Raw genomic sequence first — 17,567 nt, forward strand, 5'->3', positions numbered from 1 at the left:
GGGGGCCGCTCTCAGGTGTCGATGCGCTTGAGGGCGGCCTTCACCACGTCCGGGTCGGTGGTCATCCAGAACGGCGGCAGCGAGGCGCGCAGGAACCCGCCGTAGCGTGCGGTCACCAGCCGGGAGTCCAGCACCGCGATCACGCCCCTGTCGTCGTTGGCGCGCAACAGCCTGCCCGCGCCCTGCGCCAGCAGCAGTGCCGCGTGGGTGCCCGCCACGGTGAGGAAACCGTTGCCGCCGCGGGCCTGCACCGCGCGCTGGCGGGCCGAGGCCAGTGGGTCGTCCGGGCGCGGGAACGGGATCCGGTCCATCACCACCAGTTGCAGCGAGGGGCCCGGCACGTCCACGCCCTGCCACAGCGACAGGGTGCCGAACAGGCAGGTGCGCACGTCCTCGGCGAACTTGGTGACCAGCTGGCTGGTGGCGTCCTCGCCCTGGCACAGGATCGGGAACTCCACCCGCTCGCGCAGGGCCTCGGTGGCCTGTTTGGCCGCGCGCATCGAGGAGAACAGGCCCAGCGTGCGGCCACCGGCGGCCTGCACCAGGCCGGTCAGCTCGTCCAGGTAGGCCTCGGCCAGGCCGTCGCGGCCGGGGGAGGGCAGGTGGCCGGCGACGTAGAGGATGCCGCTGGAACGGTGCTCGAAGGGCGAGCCGACGTCCATGCCGGTCCACTCTGGACTGTCCGAAGTGGACGGTGGAGCCTTGTCGGTGGCGGTGCCGCCGGACTTGCGGTCGGCCGCGGCGTCCGGGTCGCCCGCCGCCTTGCCCGCGCCCGCCAGACCCCACTGGCGGGCTAGGGTGTCGAAGCTGCCACCGAGGGCCAGGGTGGCCGAGGTCAGGATCACCGTCTTCTGGGCGAACAGGCGTTCGCGCAGCAGCCCGCCCACGCCCAGCGGGGCCACCCGCAGCGAGGGGGTGCGGTTGAAGTCGCCGAAGTCCCCGGCCAGCCAGACCACGTCGTGCCGCTTCTCCGGCTCGGCCTCGAAGGCGGCCAGCAGCCGGACCGCGGTGTCGTGCACCTCGTCCAGCATCGACAGCGCCAGCTTGCGCGCCGCGGTGCCCTCGATGTCCTCCTTGCGCTCGGGACCGAGCGCGCTGATGCAGGCGTGCGCGGCGTTGCGCACCGCGGCCAGCGCCCCGGCCAGCACCTGCGGCAGCTGGTCCAGCCGGCCCGGCTCCAGCTCCTGCAAGGTCAGCGCCAGGTTGTCCGCGGCCTCCAGCAGCCGGTCCGCGATGTCCTGCTCCACCAGCCTGCCGCAGCGCCGCGCGGCCACCGCGATCGCGGTGCTGGTCAGCTCCTGGGTGGCCACCGAGGTGACCCGGTCCACCAGGTCGTGCGCCTCGTCCACCACCACCACGTCGTGCTCGGGCAGGACCTTGTAGCCCTCCAGCGCGTCGATGGCCAGCAGCGCGTGGTTGGTCACCACCACGTCCGCCCGCCCGGCCTCGGCCCGCGCCCGCTCGGCGAAGCAGTCCTGGCCGATCGGGCACTTGGCCGCGCCGACGCACTCCTTCGCGGTCACCGAGACCTGCCGCCAGGCCTGGTCCGGCACCCCGGGCACCAGCTCGTCCCGGTCGCCGGTCTCGGTCTCCGAGGACCACTCGTGCAGCCGTTTGACGTGCCTGCCCATGGCCGAGACCTGGAACGGGTCGAACAGCGCCTGCTCCTCCGGCTCCTCCGGCGCGCCGGTGTGCACCCGCTGCATGCACAGGTAGTTCCGGCGGCCCTTGAGGATGGCGAAGGTGGGTGTGCGGCCCAGCAACGGTTTCAGCGTCTTGGCCAGCCGCGGCAGGTCCCGGTCCACCAGCTGCCGCTGCAACGCGATGGTCGCGGTGGAGATCACCACGGTGGCCGACTCGGTGACCGCGTGGTGCACCGAGGGCACCAGGTAGGCCAGCGACTTGCCGGTGCCGGTGCCGGCCTGCACGGCCAGGTGCTCGCCGGTGCGGATCGCCTTGGCCACCGCCTCGGCCATGTCCACCTGACCTGGGCGCTCGGTGCCGCCCACCCCGCCCACCGCCGCGGCCAGCAGCGTGCGGACGTCCGGGACCTGCGTCAGGTTCTGCTGGAGGGTGAGGGCTTCGGGCACGCGGGCAACGCTACCGCGCGCCGCCGACAAGCTTGTCCTCCGGCGATACGGTGGTGTCGCAGCCAGTACAACGATGTCTGGAGGAGCCTGGATGAGCAGCGCCGAGGAGTTCGAGGCACGGTTGCGGGACCTGCTCGGCGCACTCGACCTACCCTCCAAGATCCGCCTGCTCACCGGGGCCGACGCCTGGGCACTGCCCGCCGAACCCGCGATCGGCCTGCGCCGCCTGGTGATGACCGACGGACCGGCCGGGGCCCGCGGCAGCCACTTCGACGAGCGCGACCCCTCCGCGCACACGCCGAACCCGACCGCGCTGGCCGCCAGCTGGGACCGCGACCTGGTGCGCCGGATCGGCCTGCTGCTGGCCGGGGAGACCAGGGCCAAGGGCGCGCAGGTGCTGCTCGCGCCCACCATCAACCTGCACCGCAGCCCGCTCGGCGGCCGCCACTTCGAGTGCTTCTCAGAGGACCCGCTGCTCACCGCCGAGATCGGCCTGGCCTACGTGCGCGGGGTGCAGGAGGGCGGGGTGGCGGCCTGCGCCAAGCACTTCGTGGCCAACGACTCGGAGGACCAGCGCTTCACCCTCAACGTGGAGGTCGCCGAACGCGCGCTGCGCGAGCTGTACCTGGCCCCGTTCGAGACGCTGGTGCGCGCGGGCGGGGTCAAGGTGGTGATGGCCGCTTACAACGCGGTGCGCGGCAGCACCATGACCGAGCACCGGGAGCTCCAGGTCGGCGTGCTCAAGGAGGAATGGGGCTTCACCGGGCCGATCGTGTCCGACTGGACCGCCGCGCGCAGCACCGCGCCCACCGCCAACGGCGGGCTCGACCTGGTCATGCCGGGCCCGGACGGCCCGTGGGGCGAGAAGCTCGAGGCGGCGGTGTGCGCGGGCGAGGTGCCCGAGGCCGAGATCGATGACAAGGTGCTGCGCCTGCTCCGGCTGGCCGCGGCGACCGGCGTGCTGGACGGCTTCCCCGCGCCCGAACCGGCCGCCGCGTACCCGGTCGGCTCGGCCGCCCAGACCGAGCTGCTGCGCGAGGCCGCCGCCCGCGGCATGGTGTTGCTGCGCAACGAGAACCTGCTCCCGCTGGCCCCGGGCACCCGGATCGCGCTGATCGGCCCGAACGCCGCGCACACCGCCACCAGGGGCGGCGGCAGCGCCGACCTGTCCCCCCGCCGCGAGGTCAGCTTCGCGGCCGGTCTCGGCCTGTCCGCGACCGAGGGCGTCCGGCCGGGCGGGCGGCAGCCGCTGATCGACCTGGCCGACTGCGTGGACCCGGTGACCGGCGAACCGGGCTTCCAGGTCGAGTACCGCGACGCCGACGGCGACCTGCTGAGCAGCGAGCACCGGGCGACCGCCCGGCTGGCCTGGCTCGGCCTGCCCGAACAGCAGTGGCGCCGGGACGACCTGCGGGTGGTCATGCGCACCAGCTACCGGCCCAGGGTCGCCGGCACGCACACCTTCGGCGTCACCGGGCTCGGGCCCACCAGCCTGACCGTAAACGGGCAGCGGATCATCGAACCGGTCACCGCGGGCTGGCACAGCCTGGTGGACAGCTTCGACAACATCACCGAACAGCTCGGCACCGTCGTTCTGTCCGATGTGGACACTCCGGTGGAGCTGGAGGTCGAGCACCGTCCGATCGCCGCGAAGCACGGCTACCTGCGTTGCGGCATCACACATCGCGCGCCCGGCCGGGACGCCGAGCAGGAGCTGGCCGAGGCGGTCCGGCAGGCCGAGGCGGCCGAGGTCGCGGTGGTCGTGGTCGGCACCAACGCCGACCTGGAGAGCGAGTCCCACGACCGCACCACCCTGGCCCTGCCACCCGGCCAGGACGAGCTCATCCACCGGGTGGCCGCGGCCAACCCGCGCACCGTGGTCGTGGTCAACGCCGGTTCACCCGTGCTGATGCCGTGGGCCGACGAGGTCGCCGCGGTGCTCTACGCCTGGTTCCCCGGCCAGGAAGCGGGCCACGCGCTCGCCGACGTGCTCTACGGCCGCGCCGAACCCGGCGGCCGCCTGCCCACCACCTTCCCGCGCACCGCCGACCAGGCCCCGGTGCTGGAGACCACCCCCGCCGATGGCGTGCTCCGCTACGACGAGGGCATCCTGATCGGCTACCGCGCCTACGACCAGCACCGCCTCGACCCGGCCTTCTGCTTCGGCCACGGCCTGGGCTACACCACCTGGGACTACCGGAGCGCGGAGTGCCCGACCGGCGTCTCCGCCGCCACCCTGCACGCCGGCGAGCCCATCCCGGCCCGCGTCACCCTGACCAACACCGGCACCCGCCCCGGCCGCGAGGTGGTGCAGGTCTACCTGGGCCGCCACGCCAGCCGCTACCAGCGCCCACCCCGGGTGCTGGCCGGGTTCGCGGTGGTGGACGCGGAACCGGGGGAGACGGTAGAGGTGGAGATCCCGTTGGCGCCCAGGGCGTTCTGCGTATACGACGAGCAGCGCCGGGACTGGCTGCCCGAACACGGCAGCTACCTCGCCGAGATCGGCCGCAGCAGCCGCGACCTGCCGCTGACCGCGGTGGTCACCGTGCACTGAGCCGCCGCGGGCATGACAAAGGCCCCCGGGTGGCGACCGGGGGCCTTCTACTCCAGGCGGAGGTCAGGAGTCGCGCTTGCCCACCAGCGCCCAGGCGGCGGGCAGCACGCCCGCGGCCAGCGCGGTCTTGATCAAGTCGCCGACCAGGAACGGCAGCAGGCCCTTGACCAGGGCTTCGGTGACGGTGAAGTCGGCGGCGATCATCAGCCAGGGCACGCCGACGGCGTAGATCACCGCGTTGCCCAGCAGCATGGTGCCCGCGGTGCGCAGCGGGGTGCGGTCGCCGCCGCGCTGGGCGAGCGCGCCGACCAGGGCGCCGGCCAGCACGAAGCCGACGATGTAGCCGATGGTGGCCGAACCCGCGCTGGTGTGCCACGGCACACCTGCCAGTCCGGCGAGCAGGTAGACCAGCATGGACAGGCCGCCGCGCTGCCAGCCCAGGGTGGCGCCGACCAGCAGGGCGGCGAAGGTCTGGGCGGTCACCGGAACCGGGCTGCCCGGGATGGGCACCGCGATCTGGGCGGCCAGGCCGGTCAGCGCGGCGCCGCCGAGGACCAGCGCGATGTCGCGGACCAGGGCGCCGGGCACCAGGTCGGCCAGGACCCGGCGCGGCGGGGAGACGGTGAGCACGGACACCCGTGACCTCCAGGAGACGTGGGATCTCTTGCCCGCCGACCCTAACCCGGCGTGCCCCGGCGCGAAATTGTCGAGTACCTACAAACTTCAGGCGGCTTTTGGCGCTGTGACGTAGGTCGCTCCGGCTTGCGCTCTGACATCGGCTACAACCGGCGAGCCGGTGAACGCCGCCGAGACCTCGGTCAGCCAGGCCGTCTCCGCCTCGATGCTGGCCACCGGCCCGGCCGCGGCCACCGGCGGCTGCGGCCAGCTGTGCCCGGTCTCCCGCACCGCCAGCGCCGCGGCCAGCCCGGCCGCCGCGAGCACCGCGGGCGCCTCGGCCACCCCGTGCCGCCGAGCCGACTCCGCCACCCAGCCCACCACCTCCGGCGGCACCTGCCCGCGCAGCGCCAGGAACCCGTCCCTGATCTCGATCAGCCGCCGGTACCGCGCGAACTCCACCCGGTGCGGCCACGCGGTCAGCCTGGTCAGCGAGATCCGCGGGAGCGCCGTCACCAGCGCCGACCACAGCAGCGCCACCGCCCGGTAGCCGCGATAGGCCGCCAGCCACCGGCGCGGCCGCTCGATCAGCCCGTGCCAGGTGGTCAGCACCGCGCCGGTGACCCACAGCAGCGCCACCGCCAGGCCGAGACCCCTGGCCACCGGCATGAACAACTCCAGGCCGGAGCTGGTCAGCACCAGCCACACCGAGGGCAGCCCGGCCAGCAGGCCCCAGGCCACCATGGTCGCCCCGGCCAGCGCGATCACGAACAGCCCGGTGCGGAAGGAGCCCCTCGGGCACTGCCTGGCATGCCGCAGGATCACCCTGGTGAACGGGACCAGGCAGCCGACCCCGTAGCCGACCAGCACCGCCTGGTACCCGGCGATGCTCGGGTACCAGGCGAGCTCGGTGCCGCCGCGGGCCTGGTACTCCGGCAGCTTCCTGGTCAGGTGGATCATCAGCCCGGTCATCACCGCCCAGCACAGCAGCAGCGGCCACCACCGGGTGCGCGGCTGCGGGGTCTGGGTGGAGCGGGCCAGCCGCACCAGGAAGTGCGCCGCCAGCAGCTGCAGCATGTTGGTGACCAGCCGCCCGGTCAGCGGGAACGGCTCGACCGCCAGGATCACGCGAGACGGCCGCGCCGGTCCCGGTGAGGGCCAGCGCGTGACCTGCTGACCTGCGGTATCGGCAACGCTGAGTGTCCACATCGGACGTTACTCCCTGGTTGGGTTATTTGACCTTCCCAATCGGGTGGCGGCGTCCGATGTGGCTACCAATCAGCCACTCGCTGTCGATGAATGAACCGTGGGCGCGACCCAGGTGGCCGACAAACGGCCACCCGGGCTCACAGGGTCAGAAGGAAGGGGTGACGGCATGCACGCGAATCGTGCGTCCGGACTGCGGCGGGCTGGTGTCCGGATCGGTGTCGTCGGCGCGGCGGTCGCCGCGGTCATGAGTGCGGGCCTCACGCCCGCGTACGCGGATCTTGGCGACCCGGGCGTCGCCGAGCTCGGCTCGGTCACCGTGACGGGCGCCAGCACGTCCAGCTCCGGCCCGATCATCCCGTGCCGGCTCGGTGAGCAGGCCTCGGCCAGCACGCCGGGCGTGAGCTACCCGGGCGTGCGATTCGGCCCGGGCACCACCACCTGCAACCAGGACGCGGCGGGCAACGCCGACATCAAGGTCGCGGGCAGCGCCTTCGAGCTGAACCTGTTCAACAAGGCCGAGTACGGCAGGCGGCTGATCAGGGTCCAGAGCTTCGAGGCCACCTGCAAGTCCACCGAACAGGGCACCAGCGCCGGGTGGAAGCTCAACGGCTACAGCGGGTTCACGCTGCCCAGCCCGGTCCCGCAGAACTACGTGACCATGGTGCCCGGCAAGACCGGCATGCCGCCGGTGGCCAAGATCGTGGTGAACAAGGTGGAGTCGGACCAGGGCGCCATCGCGCTGACCGCGATGCACATCACGCTTGACCCGGACGACGGCTACGGCGCGGTCGGCGGCACGATCACCGTGGGCGCCACCGCCTGCGCGCCGACCTGGCCGCCCCGCTAAGCAGGGTCTCGGACCTGGAGTGCCGCCCCGGGTGGGAGCGGGGCGGCACTCCACGCACAAACCGTTATGCCACAGCAGGTTCACCGGTCAGCTCGACCCCGGCCGCGCGCAGCTGGCTGAGCGCGATGTCCACCGTCGGCCGGGCCACCCCGGCGGTCAGCCCCAGCAGCACGGTGGTCTCCAGTCCGGCCGCCCTGGCATCCAGCGCGGTGGCCCGCACGCAGTGGTCGGTGGCGATGCCAGCCACGTCCACCCGGTCCACCCCGCGCTCGCGCAGCCAGTCGGCCAGCGACTCACCCTCGGCCCCCGCGCCCTCGAAGCCGGAGTAGGCCGCGGCGTAGGCGCCCTTGGAGAACACCGCCCGCACCGGCGTGATGTCCAGCTCCGGGTGGAAGGACGCGCCCGCGGTGCCTGCCACGCAGTGCACCGGCCAGGAGTCCACGTAGTCCGGCGTCTCGCTGAAGTGCGGGCCGGGATCCACGTGGTAGTCCCTGGTGGCCACCACGAAGTCGTAGTCGTGCTCGCGCACGTGCCGGGAGATCGCCGCGGCCACCGCGGCGCCACCGGCCACCGCGAGCGAACCGCCTTCGCAGAAGTCGTTCTGCACGTCCACGATGATCAGCGCGTTGGCCATGGTCGGGACCTCCTACGGCAGGAACACGGTGGGGATCGCGGGCTCGCCCTGGGACAGCGCCAAGCCCTCCCACGGCACGCTGACCAGCGCCTGGCGCAGCCGTTCCCGGCCCTGTTCCAGGGTGGGCAGGCCCTCGACCCGCTGTCCAGCGCGCACCAGGGGGATCTGCAGCTCGACATCGCCGTCCTGGCGCTCCGGCTGCTCACCGGCCAGGCGGTAGATGACCTCCTCGGTCGCGGTGCCGGTCGGCTTGTGCCGCCGCAGCGCCGCCTTCCGCCCGCCCCTGGACTCTTTGTGCGAGCTGCGCTTGGCCACCGGCCTGCCCTCGACCTCGACCAGCTTGTAGACCATGCCCGCGGTCGGCGCGCCGGAGCCGGTGACCAGCGAGGTGCCCACCCCGTAGGCGTCCACCGGCTCGGCCCGCAGCGCCGCGATCGCGTACTCGTCCAGGTCGCCGGAGACCACGATCCGGGTGGCCGGCGCGCCCAGCTCGTCCAGCTGGGTCCTGGCCTGCCTGGCCAGCACGCCGAGGTCGCCGGAGTCGATGCGCACCGCGCCCAGTTCGCTGCCGGCCACCTCGACCGCGGTCTTGATGCCCTTGGTGATGTCGTAGGTGTCCACCAGCAGCGTGGTGTTCACCCCGAGTGCGGCCACCTGGGCGCGGAAGGCGTCTTCCTCCGAGTCGTGCAGCAGGGTGAAGGCGTGCGCGCAGGTGCCGGCGGTCGGGATGCCGTAGCGGCGGCCGGCCTCCAGGTTGGAGGTTGCGGTGAACCCGGCCAGGAAGGCGCACCGGGCCGCGGCCACCGCGGCCTCCTCGTGCGTGCGCCGGGTGCCCATCTCGATCAGCCCGCGCCCGTTGGCCGCCGACACCATCCGGGCCGCGGCCGAGGCCACCGCGCAGTCGTGGTTGAGGATGGACAGCGCGAGCGTCTCCAGCAGCACGCCCTCGCCGAAGCTGGATGTGACAGTGAGCACAGGGGAGCCGGGGAAGTACAGCTCGCCCTCGGCGTAGCCGGTGATGTCGCCGCTGAACCGGTAGTCGGCCAGCCAGCCCAGGGTGTCCTCGTCCACCACGCCGGAGGCCCGCAGGCGCTCGATCTCGGCGTCCTGGAAGCGGAACTTCTCGATCGCGTCGAGCAGCCGCCCGGTCCCCGCGACCACGCCATATCGCCGCCCGTTGGGCAGTCGCCTGGCGAAGAGCTCGAACACACAGTCGCGGTCGGCGGTGCCGTCACGCAGCGCGCCCGCGAGCATGGTGAGTTCGTAGTGGTCGGTGAGCAACGCGGTGCTCTCCGCACGGTCTGCGGCCGTCATGTGATCACCGTAGTCCGCGTCCTCCCCGAACGGGGCTCCTTCGCTGCGCCGTTCCAGTGGCTCATGACACCATGGAGTCATGTCCACGCCCCTGGAGCTGGAAAGGACAGAGGTCGAGCCCACCAGCGACGAGACAGTCGCCGCTGACCGGCCCTGGATGACCGTGGTCTGGAACGACCCGGTGAACCTGATGTCCTATGTGACCTATGTCTTCCAGAAGCTGTTCGGTTTCAGTCGCGACAAGGCGACCAAGCTGATGCTCGACGTGCATCACAAGGGGAAGGCGATCGTGTCCTCAGGGGACAAGGAGAAGTGCGAGGCCGACGTGGCGAAACTGCATGCCGCCGGGCTGTGGGCGACCATGCAGCGTGACACGTGATCGGCTGGCGCCGCGACGGCGGCCAACTCGTCGCCGAGCTGACCCAGCAGGAGGCCGCGGTGCTGCGCGGCATGGTCGGCCAGATCAAGGAGATGCTCGACGAGCGCGCTGACGAGGCGCCGCAGGACGAGCTGGCCCTGATCACCGGCATCCGCACCGGCCCGTCCACCCCGCCGGACAACCGGATCATGGCCCGCCTGCTGCCCGACTTCCACCGCGGCGACGAGGACGGCGACCTGCTGCCCGCCGACGCCGACTCGGCCGCCGCGCTGCGCTCGATCTACGAGCCGCAGCTGGTGGAGGCCAAGGTCGGGGTGGCCGAGGTGGTGCTGACCACCTGCCCGCGCGAGGGCGGGGTGGCCGCGCTGAGCGAGGAGCAGGCCGAGGCCTGGCTGTCCGCGATCAACGACGTCCGGCTGGCCCTGGGCACCGCGCTGGACATCAGCGACGACGAGACCCAGGAAGAACCGCTGGACGCCGATGACACCCGGTCCGCGCACATGGGCGTCTACCAGTGGCTGACCTGGGTGCAGGACACGCTGATCGCCACCCTCTCCGGCGACGACGAGGAATGATCCCGGGACCGCTCAACGCGCTCACCGACGTGCCCGGCCTGCTGGTCGGGCAGCACCACCGCCTCGAGGAGGGCTGGGCCACCGGGACCACGGTGGTGCTGGCCCCGGACGGCGCGGTGGGCGCGGTGGACGTGCGCGGCGGCGGCCCCGGCACCCGCGAGACCGACCTGCTGGACCCCACGCACCTGGTGCAACGGGTCAACGCGGTGGTGCTCACCGGTGGCAGCGCCTACGGCCTGGCCGCCGCGGACGGCGTGATGCGCTGGCTGGACGAGCGGCACCAGGGCGTCCCGGTCGGCCCGGACCCGCACCAGGTGGTGCCGATCGTGCCGGCCGCGGTGCTGTTCGACCTGTGGCACAACGCCTGGGGCAACCGCCCGGACGCCGGGTTCGGCGCGCTGGCCTGCGCCGCCGCCACCGACGGCCCGGTCGCCCAGGGCACCGTCGGCGCGGGCGCCGGCGCGCAGGCGGGCTGGCTCAAGGGCGGCCTGGGCACCGCCAGCGCGGTCCTGCCCGACGGCACCACCCTGGGCGCACTGGTCGCGGCCAACCCGCACGGCGACCCCCTGGCCCCCACCGGCCTGCCCTGGGCCGCCCACCTCGGCCTGCCCGGTGAGTTCCCCCTCCGCGCCCCCGGCCAGCGCGAACTAGACCAGGTCAGCCGCGACTTCCCGGCCAGCAGGCTCAACACCACCATCGGCGTGATCGCCACCGACGCCACCCTGAGCAAGGCCGAGTGCCACCGCCTGGCCGTGGTCGCGCACGACGGCCTGGCCCGCGCGGTCCGCCCGGCGCACTCGATGTTCGACGGCGACACCTTCTTCGCGCTGTCCACGGCCAAGCGGGAGCTGCCGCCCGCGGACGGGGTCTTCGGCGAGATCGGCCGGGCCGGGCGGCTGGACGAGCTGTGCACGGTCGCGGCGGACGTGGTGTCCAGGGCCATCACGCACGCGGTGCTGGCGGCCACCGGGATCCCCGGGTTGCCCGCTTACCGGGAGCTGTTCCCCTCGGCGCTCCCGGTTTCTGGACCCGCTCCCAAATCCTGAGAAGGGGTTCCCAGGGTCATTTAGGATGGTCGGCGTGCTGGTGATTCGACGTGACCTCGTGGACGCGATGGTCGACCACGCCCGCCGGGACCACCCGGACGAGGCGTGCGGGGTGATCGCCGGCCCAGCCGGGTCCGACCGGCCGGAACGCTTCATCGAGATGGTCAACGCCGAGCGCTCGCCCACGTTCTACCGGTTCGACTCCGGTGAGCAGCTGCGGGTCTGGCGGGCGATGGACGCCGCGGACGAGGAGCCGGTGGTCATCTACCACTCGCACACCGCGACCGAGGCCTACCCCTCGCGCACCGACGTCTCCTTCGCCGCCGAGCCGAACGCGCACTACGTGCTGGTCTCCACCCGCGATCCCGAGGTGCACGAGCTGCGCTCGTACCGGATCGTGGACGGGGTGGTGACCGAGGAGCCCGTCGAGGTCGTCGAGTCCTACATGTTCGCCAACACCGGCAAGGACGACGTGCCGGACTCGCGCTGAGCCGCTCGCTCGCGTCCCCGTTCCCGGATTTTTGTGTCCACAGTGGACTGAAGGAGTGTCAGCAATGGCCGTCACCGTCTCGATTCCCACCATCCTGCGCACGCACACGGGTGGCGAGAAGTCCGTCGAGGCCCAGGGTGCGACCCTCGCGGAGATCATCGACGACCTGGAGGGCAAGTTCGGCGGGCTCAAGACCAGGCTGGTGAAGGAAGGCGTCCTGCACCGGTTCGTCAACGTCTACGTCAACGACGAGGACGTGCGCTTCGCCGGTGGCCTGGAGGCCGCGGTCAAGGATGGCGACAACGTCACCATCCTGCCCGCCGTCGCCGGTGGCTAGGTACGACTCGCTGCTGGACGCCCTCGGCGACACCCCGCTGGTGGGGTTGCCGAGGCTGTCCCCAGCAGCGGAGGTGCGCCTGTGGGCGAAGCTGGAGGACCGCAACCCGACCGGCTCGATCAAGGACCGGCCCGCGCTGGCCATGATCGAGGCGGCCGAGCGGGACGGCCTGCTCACCCCCGGCGCGACGATCCTGGAGCCGACCTCCGGCAACACCGGCATCTCGCTGGCCATGGCGGCCAAGCTCAAGGGCTACCGGCTGATCTGCGTGATGCCGGAGAACACCTCCACCGAGCGGCGGCAGCTGCTGCACGCCTACGGGGCGCAGATCGTGTTCTCCCCGGCCGCGGGCGGGTCCAACCAGGCGGTCGCGGTGGCCAAGGAGCTGGCGCAGAAGAACCCTGCCTGGGTGATGCTCTACCAGTACGGGAACCCGGCGAACGCGGACGCGCACTACAACTCCACCGCGCCGGAGATCCTGCGTGACCTGCCCACGATCACCCACTTCGTGGCCGGGCTGGGCACCACCGGCACCCTGGTCGGCGCGGGCCGCTACTTCCGCGAGCACAAGCCGGACGTGCAGATCATCGCCGCCGAGCCGCGCTACGGCGAGCTGGTCTACGGCCTGCGCAACCTGGACGAGGGCTTCGTGCCGGAGCTCTACGACCCGTCGGTGCTCAGCGGCCGGTTCTCGGTCGGCTCCTACGACGCGCTGCGCCGCACCAGGCAGCTGCTGGAGACCGAGGGCATCTTCGCCGGCATCTCCACCGGCGCGATCCTGCACGCCGCGCTGGCCGCCGCGGACAAGGCGGTGGCGGCGGGCAAACCGGCCGACATCGTGTTCGTGATCGCCGACGCCGGCTGGAAGTACCTGTCCACCGGCGCCTACAGCGGCACCCTCGAGGAAGCCGCCGAACGCATCGACGGCCACCTCTGGGCCTGAGGGCTCCTCCGCCGGGGGGCTGCTCAGCCGGCGAAAGCTGTGCTGGGCAGCCCTGACCCCACTCCTGGGAACACGAACAGCGCGCCCGCGTGCGGCTGCTCGGCCAGCTGCTCCGGCGACAACCCGGTGCTCGCCGAGGTCACGTACAGGTCCTCGAACCTCGGCCCGCCGAAGCAGGGCGCGGTCGGGTTGGCCACCGGCATCTCGTACTCCGCGTCCAGCCGCCCGTCCGGGGTGTAGCGGCGCACCGCCCAGCCGTCCCACAGCGCGACCCAGACACAGCCCTCGGCGTCCACGCACAGGCCGTCCGGCGAGCCCCGGTCCACCTCGGCCACCGTGCGCCGGTTGCTGATCTCCCCGGCGTCCCGGTGGTAGTCGAAGACGTCCAGGCGGCCGGTCGGGGTGTCCACGTAGTACATCAGCCGCTCATCCGGGCTCCAGCCCAGGCCGTTGCTGATGGTCACCGCGTCCAGCACGACCTTGGCCGCGCCGTCGCCGTCCACCTTGGCCAGCCAGCCGCCGCCGGTGGCGTTGTCGTAACGCATGGTGCCGGCCCACAGCCGCCCCATCGGGTCCACCGCCGCGTCGTTGCCGCGCACGCCCTCGCGGGCCCAGTAGACCAGCCAGTTCCGGCCTGCCCCGTCGGCGTCCAGCAGCGCGATGCCCTCGGCCAGGTTCAGCACCAGCCCGCCGTTGGCCCTCGGCTTGGCCGCCCCGACGTGCTGCGGCACCGCCAGCGACTCGTCGGTCCCGGTGCGCGGGTTGTAGCGGTGCACCCGCTTGCCCAGGATGTCCACCCACAGCAGGGTTTCGCTGGCGGCGTCCCAGGTGGGGCCCTCGCCCAGTTCGGCGGGGGCGGCCACCGCGATCTCGGGGTGTCGATCAGCCATGGGCGGCAGCCTATCGGCCTGCCTAGCTGGTGAAGCCGGGGTCGGACTCGCGCGGGGCGGCGACGCGGCCCTTCGGCTCCTCCCAGTCCTCGTGCCGGCCGCGCGCGGTGATGTCCAGCAGCCGGTAGGCGTGCATCATCACCTCCACGCCGCGGCCGTAGGTGGCGTAGGTGTGGAAGACCTCCTCGCCCTCGCGCAGGAAGGCGCTGACCCCCGGCTGCTCGCCGACGTAGTCGATCAGCCAGCCCTGCCCGGCCGCGGTCAGCTCCTCGCCGGAGCGGAAGTTGTAGCGGTTGGGGCCGGTCGCGGGGTCCATCGTGGCGTCGAAGTCGTAGTTGAAGTCGCTGCCGTGCGAGGAGTACCAGGGGAAGGTCCAGCCCCTGGCCTGCTTGTAGGCGGCCAGCTTCGGGTACGGCGCGCGGGAGACCGCGGCGAAGGCGGTGTCCCGCGAGGCCAGGTGCGCGCGGGCGCCATCGCTGAGGTCGTCGGCCATCGCGGTGCAGCTCGGGCAGCCCGCGTCCCAGGACGGGTCGAACATGAAGTGCTGCAACACCAGCTGGCCGCGGCCGTCGAACAGGTCCAGCAGCCGGACCTCGCCGTCCGGGCCGGTGAAGCGGTAGTCCTTGTCCACCCGGGTCATCGGCAGTCGCCGCCGGTCGGCGTTGAGCCCGTCCAGTGCCCTGAACAGCTCCTTCTCCTTGACCAGCAGCTCCTTGCGGGCGGCCAGCCACTCATCCTTGCTCACTACCTGCGGTCGGTTCACGACGTCCTCCCGAGTCGTTGACTTGCGTGATGCAAGTAACCGTAGGGCGGCAACTTGCATCACACAAGTGGAAACCGGATCATCCAGCTTGTGCTCGGTCGGATGTATGAACGCGAGAACTGCTCAGCGGCCCGCGCGCTGGAGCTGATCGGCGAGCGGTGGAGCCTGCTGATCATCCGCAACGCGGTCTTCGCCGGCATGACCCGGTTCTCCGACTTCGAGCGCAGGCTCGGTGTGGCGCCGAACATCCTGGCCAAGCGGCTGGACGGGTTCGTCGCCGACGGGCTGATGCAGCGGCGCGAGGGCCGGGAGTACCTGCTCACCGAGAAGGGTCGCGAGCTCGCCACGGTGCTCATCGCGCTGACCGAGTGGGGCGACCGCTGGGCCGCGCCGCAGGGCCCGCCGGTCCTCTACGAGCACCAGGACTGCGGCGGCCCGGTGCACGTGCACGCCCGCTGCGCGCACTGCGGGGCGGAACCCGCGCCGGACGAGGTGCTCGCGGTGGCCGGTCCGGGCGCGCATCCGCACCGCCGCCCGCCGCGCGATCCAAGCCCGCTGCACGCCGCCATGCTCGAACTCAGGGACAACCCCGAGGTGAGCGGCGCGAAAGGCCAGTAGCCTCGATCTTGTGCAGCCGCTACCAGTGCCAACGTCACCGCGCGACGACTCGGGCCGGATCTTCCCGGCGCGGCCCAAACAGGCCGCCCTCGTCATCCTCGGCTTCGCCGCACTGCTGTACCTGCTGGAGCTCGTGGACGCGTTCTCCGGGCACGCGCTGGACTTCGGCGGCATCGTGCCGCGCGAGTGGTCCGGCCTGGACGGCGTGCTGTGGGCCCCGCTGCTGCACCTGGGCTGGGACCACCTGGCCGCGAACACGGTGCCGCTGCTGGTGCTCGGCTTCCTCAGCTTCGCCGGCGGCCTGCGCCAGTTCGTCGCGGTCACCGCCACCATCTGGATCGTGGGCGGCCTGGGCACCTGGCTGACCGGGGAGTCCGGCTCGATCCACCTCGGCGCCTCCGGCCTGATCTTCGGCTGGCTGACCTTCCTGCTGGTGCGCGGCATCTTCGCGCGCCGCGCGGGACCGATCCTGCTGGCCGTGGTGCTGTTCTTCATCTACGGCTACCTGCTCTGGGGCGTGCTGCCCGGCACGCCGGGCGTGTCCTGGCAGGGCCACCTCTTCGGCGCGGTGGCCGGCGTGGTCGCGGGCTGGCTGACCGGCAAGGCGAGCCGCCGTCCCGCCGGGAGCGGCCCCGGGGCATGATCGAGGCGTGAGCACCGCGCCGATCGGCATCTTCGACTCGGGCGTCGGCGGGCTGACCGTGGCCCGCGCGATGCTGGACCAGCTACCGGCCGAGCGGCTGCGCTACGTCGGCGACACCGGCAACGGGCCCTACGGCCCGCTGTCCATTGCCGAGGTGCGCCGCCACTCGCTGGCCATCACCGACTCGCTGGTGGACAGCGGGGTGAAGCTGCTGGTCATCGCGTGCAACACGGCGACGGCGGCCTGCCTGCACGACGCGCGGGAACGCTACGACATCCCGGTGGTGGAGGTGCTGCGGCCCGCGGTGCGCCGCGCGGTGGCCACCACGCACACCGGCCGGATCGGCGTGATCGGCACCAAGGCGACCATCACCTCCAGGGCCTACGAGGACGCCTTCGCCGCCGCCCCCGACCTCACCGTGACCAGTGTGGCCTGCCCCCGGTTCGTGGACTTCGTGGAACGCGGCATCACCTCCGGCCGCCAGGTGCTCGGCCTGGCCCAGTCCTACCTGGAACCGTTGCAGCGGGCCGAAGTCGACACCGTGGTGCTGGGCTGCACGCACTACCCGCTGCTCACCGGCGTGATCCAGCTGGCCATGGGCGATGCGGTGACCCTGGTCTCCAGCGCGGAGGAGACCGCCAAGGACGTGGTCAAGGTGCTCACCGAGGCGGACCTGCTGCGCGACCCGGACAGCCCGGAGCTGGCCCATTCCTTCACCGCCACCGGCCCGGCCGAACCGTTCGCGAAACTGGCCCGCCGCTTCCTCGGCCCGCAGCTGGGTACCGTCATGACGGGCGCTGTTCCGAGATCGTCTGCCATGCCAGGCTGATCCGGTGCTACTGACCGTTCTCGGCTGTTCCGGCAGCCTGCCCAGCGCTGACTCGCCGGCTTCCGGTTACCTGGTGGAGTCCGACGGGTTCCGTGTGCTCCTCGATCTTGGCAATGGGGTGCTGGGGGCGCTCCAGCGGCATGGCGACCCGTTCGGCGTGGACGCGCTGGTGCTCTCCCACCTGCATCCGGACCACTGCGCGGATTTCGCCGCGCTGACCGTGCTCCGCAGGTACCACCCGGCCCCGCCCTACGACACCAGGGCCAGGCGGCTGCCGGTGTACGCGCCCAGCGAGGCGGCCACCCGGCTGGCCGCGGCGTACGCGCCCAGCGCCGCCGAACGGGCCGAGACGGACCTCAGCGATGTCTACGAGTTCCACCGGCTGACCCCCGGCACCGTCCACATCGGACCGTTCGAGCTGACCACCGAACAGGTCGCGCATCCCTGTGAGGCCTTCGGTTTCCGGCTCGCCGCCGGTGGCAGGACGCTGGCCTACACCGGCGACTCCGGTCCCTGCGAGGCGCTGCGCAAGCTGGCCGACTCGGCGGACCTGCTGCTGGCCGAGGCCTGCTGGCCGCACGAGCCCGAGGCACACCCACCCGACCTGCACCTGTCCGGACTGGAGGCCGGGCAGTTGGCGGCGGTGGCCGGGGTGCGCAGGCTGGTGGTCACGCACGTGCCGCCGTGGGCGAACCGGGAGCAGATGGCCGAGGAGGCCGCCACCGCCTTCGCCGGACCGGTCGACCTGGCCTTCCCCGGCGCCTCCTACACCGTGGGCTGCTGACCCGGCG

Annotated in this window: 19 protein-coding genes; 12 read left to right on the plus strand and 7 right to left on the minus strand. The window is 72.4% G+C overall.

Annotation, left to right across the window (positions count from 1 at the left end):
• Positions 1-11: 11 nt before the first annotated feature.
• Positions 12-2,090 carry an ATP-dependent DNA helicase gene (locus ACWDY5_RS02625; protein ID WP_449720622.1) on the minus strand — a complete coding sequence of 693 codons (2,079 nt, stop codon included), beginning with the start codon at positions 2,088-2,090 and terminating at the stop codon, positions 12-14.
• Between the two features lie 91 nt (positions 2,091-2,181).
• Here ACWDY5_RS02625 and ACWDY5_RS02630 point away from each other — a divergent pair, with 91 nt between their 5' ends.
• Complete coding sequence (locus ACWDY5_RS02630; protein ID WP_449720623.1) at positions 2,182-4,644, plus strand: beta-glucosidase; 2,463 nt, start codon at positions 2,182-2,184, stop codon at positions 4,642-4,644.
• A gap of 63 nt (positions 4,645-4,707) precedes the next feature.
• Here the strand turns inward: ACWDY5_RS02630 and ACWDY5_RS02635 are convergent, their stop codons facing one another.
• Positions 4,708-5,280 (minus strand): biotin transporter BioY, encoded by a 573-nt coding sequence (locus ACWDY5_RS02635; RefSeq protein ID WP_252484139.1) that lies wholly within the window; start codon positions 5,278-5,280, stop codon positions 4,708-4,710.
• Between the two features lie 87 nt (positions 5,281-5,367).
• The gene (locus tag ACWDY5_RS02640; protein ID WP_449720624.1) at positions 5,368-6,387 is read right to left on the minus strand and encodes an MAB_1171c family putative transporter; all 1,020 of its coding nucleotides are present in this window, start codon (positions 6,385-6,387) and stop codon (positions 5,368-5,370) included.
• Between the two features lie 247 nt (positions 6,388-6,634).
• Between ACWDY5_RS02640 and ACWDY5_RS02645 the strand changes: the two genes are divergently transcribed.
• The gene (locus ACWDY5_RS02645; protein ID WP_449720625.1) at positions 6,635-7,315 is read left to right on the plus strand and encodes a hypothetical protein; all 681 of its coding nucleotides are present in this window, start codon (positions 6,635-6,637) and stop codon (positions 7,313-7,315) included.
• A 64-nt stretch (positions 7,316-7,379) separates the two neighbouring features.
• Here the strand turns inward: ACWDY5_RS02645 and ACWDY5_RS02650 are convergent, their stop codons facing one another.
• Entirely contained in the window at positions 7,380-7,949 is a 570-nt protein-coding gene (locus tag ACWDY5_RS02650; protein ID WP_449720626.1) for an isochorismatase family protein, read from the minus strand.
• Between the two features lie 12 nt (positions 7,950-7,961).
• A complete protein-coding gene (locus ACWDY5_RS02655) occupies positions 7,962-9,263 on the minus strand; it encodes a nicotinate phosphoribosyltransferase (protein WP_449720627.1) in 1,302 nt (433 codons plus the stop codon).
• A gap of 79 nt (positions 9,264-9,342) precedes the next feature.
• Between ACWDY5_RS02655 and clpS the strand changes: the two genes are divergently transcribed.
• From clpS to ACWDY5_RS02685, 6 genes are all read left to right on the plus strand, one after another.
• Entirely contained in the window at positions 9,343-9,642 is a 300-nt protein-coding gene (gene clpS / locus ACWDY5_RS02660; protein ID WP_449720628.1) for an ATP-dependent Clp protease adapter ClpS, read from the plus strand.
• Positions 9,639-10,217 (plus strand): DUF2017 domain-containing protein, encoded by a 579-nt coding sequence (locus ACWDY5_RS02665; RefSeq protein WP_449720629.1) that lies wholly within the window; start codon positions 9,639-9,641, stop codon positions 10,215-10,217. Before clpS ends, ACWDY5_RS02665 begins: the two co-directional genes overlap by 4 nt.
• Positions 10,214-11,263, plus strand: a complete 1,050-nt coding sequence (locus ACWDY5_RS02670) for a P1 family peptidase (protein ID WP_449720630.1) — start codon at positions 10,214-10,216, stop codon at positions 11,261-11,263. The genes ACWDY5_RS02665 and ACWDY5_RS02670 overlap by 4 nt, the downstream gene beginning before the upstream one ends.
• A gap of 34 nt (positions 11,264-11,297) precedes the next feature.
• On the plus strand, positions 11,298-11,753 hold the full coding sequence (locus ACWDY5_RS02675) for a M67 family metallopeptidase (protein WP_308202876.1): 456 nt from the start codon (positions 11,298-11,300) through the stop codon (positions 11,751-11,753).
• A 64-nt stretch (positions 11,754-11,817) separates the two neighbouring features.
• Positions 11,818-12,090 (plus strand): MoaD/ThiS family protein, encoded by a 273-nt coding sequence (locus tag ACWDY5_RS02680; RefSeq protein ID WP_449720631.1) that lies wholly within the window; start codon positions 11,818-11,820, stop codon positions 12,088-12,090.
• Positions 12,083-13,033 carry a PLP-dependent cysteine synthase family protein gene (locus ACWDY5_RS02685; RefSeq protein ID WP_449720632.1) on the plus strand — a complete coding sequence of 317 codons (951 nt, stop codon included), beginning with the start codon at positions 12,083-12,085 and terminating at the stop codon, positions 13,031-13,033. Before ACWDY5_RS02680 ends, ACWDY5_RS02685 begins: the two co-directional genes overlap by 8 nt.
• A 23-nt stretch (positions 13,034-13,056) precedes the next feature.
• On the opposite strand, the gene ACWDY5_RS02690 is transcribed toward ACWDY5_RS02685, so the two are convergent.
• Positions 13,057-13,923, minus strand: coding sequence for an SMP-30/gluconolactonase/LRE family protein (locus ACWDY5_RS02690; protein WP_449720633.1), 867 nt, complete (start codon positions 13,921-13,923; stop codon positions 13,057-13,059).
• 22 nt (positions 13,924-13,945) lie between these two features.
• Positions 13,946-14,686: a DUF899 domain-containing protein gene (locus tag ACWDY5_RS02695; protein WP_449720634.1), complete on the minus strand. Its 741-nt coding sequence runs from the start codon at positions 14,684-14,686 to the stop codon at positions 13,946-13,948.
• Positions 14,687-14,788: 102 nt separating this feature from the next.
• Between ACWDY5_RS02695 and ACWDY5_RS02700 the strand changes: the two genes are divergently transcribed.
• From ACWDY5_RS02700 to ACWDY5_RS02715, 4 genes are read left to right on the plus strand one after another with little or no spacing between them, the layout of a single operon-like run.
• Entirely contained in the window at positions 14,789-15,304 is a 516-nt protein-coding gene (locus ACWDY5_RS02700; protein WP_449720635.1) for a winged helix-turn-helix transcriptional regulator, read from the plus strand.
• A 10-nt stretch (positions 15,305-15,314) separates the two neighbouring features.
• The gene (locus ACWDY5_RS02705; RefSeq protein WP_449720636.1) at positions 15,315-15,947 is read left to right on the plus strand and encodes a rhomboid family intramembrane serine protease; all 633 of its coding nucleotides are present in this window, start codon (positions 15,315-15,317) and stop codon (positions 15,945-15,947) included.
• 7 nt (positions 15,948-15,954) lie between these two features.
• Positions 15,955-16,776 carry a glutamate racemase gene (gene murI, locus ACWDY5_RS02710; RefSeq protein ID WP_449720637.1) on the plus strand — a complete coding sequence of 274 codons (822 nt, stop codon included), beginning with the start codon at positions 15,955-15,957 and terminating at the stop codon, positions 16,774-16,776.
• Between the two features lie 4 nt (positions 16,777-16,780).
• Positions 16,781-17,560, plus strand: coding sequence for an MBL fold metallo-hydrolase (locus ACWDY5_RS02715; protein WP_449720638.1), 780 nt, complete (start codon positions 16,781-16,783; stop codon positions 17,558-17,560).
• Positions 17,561-17,567 lie beyond the last annotated feature (7 nt).

Source organism: Crossiella sp. NPDC003009 (assembly GCF_053591555.1).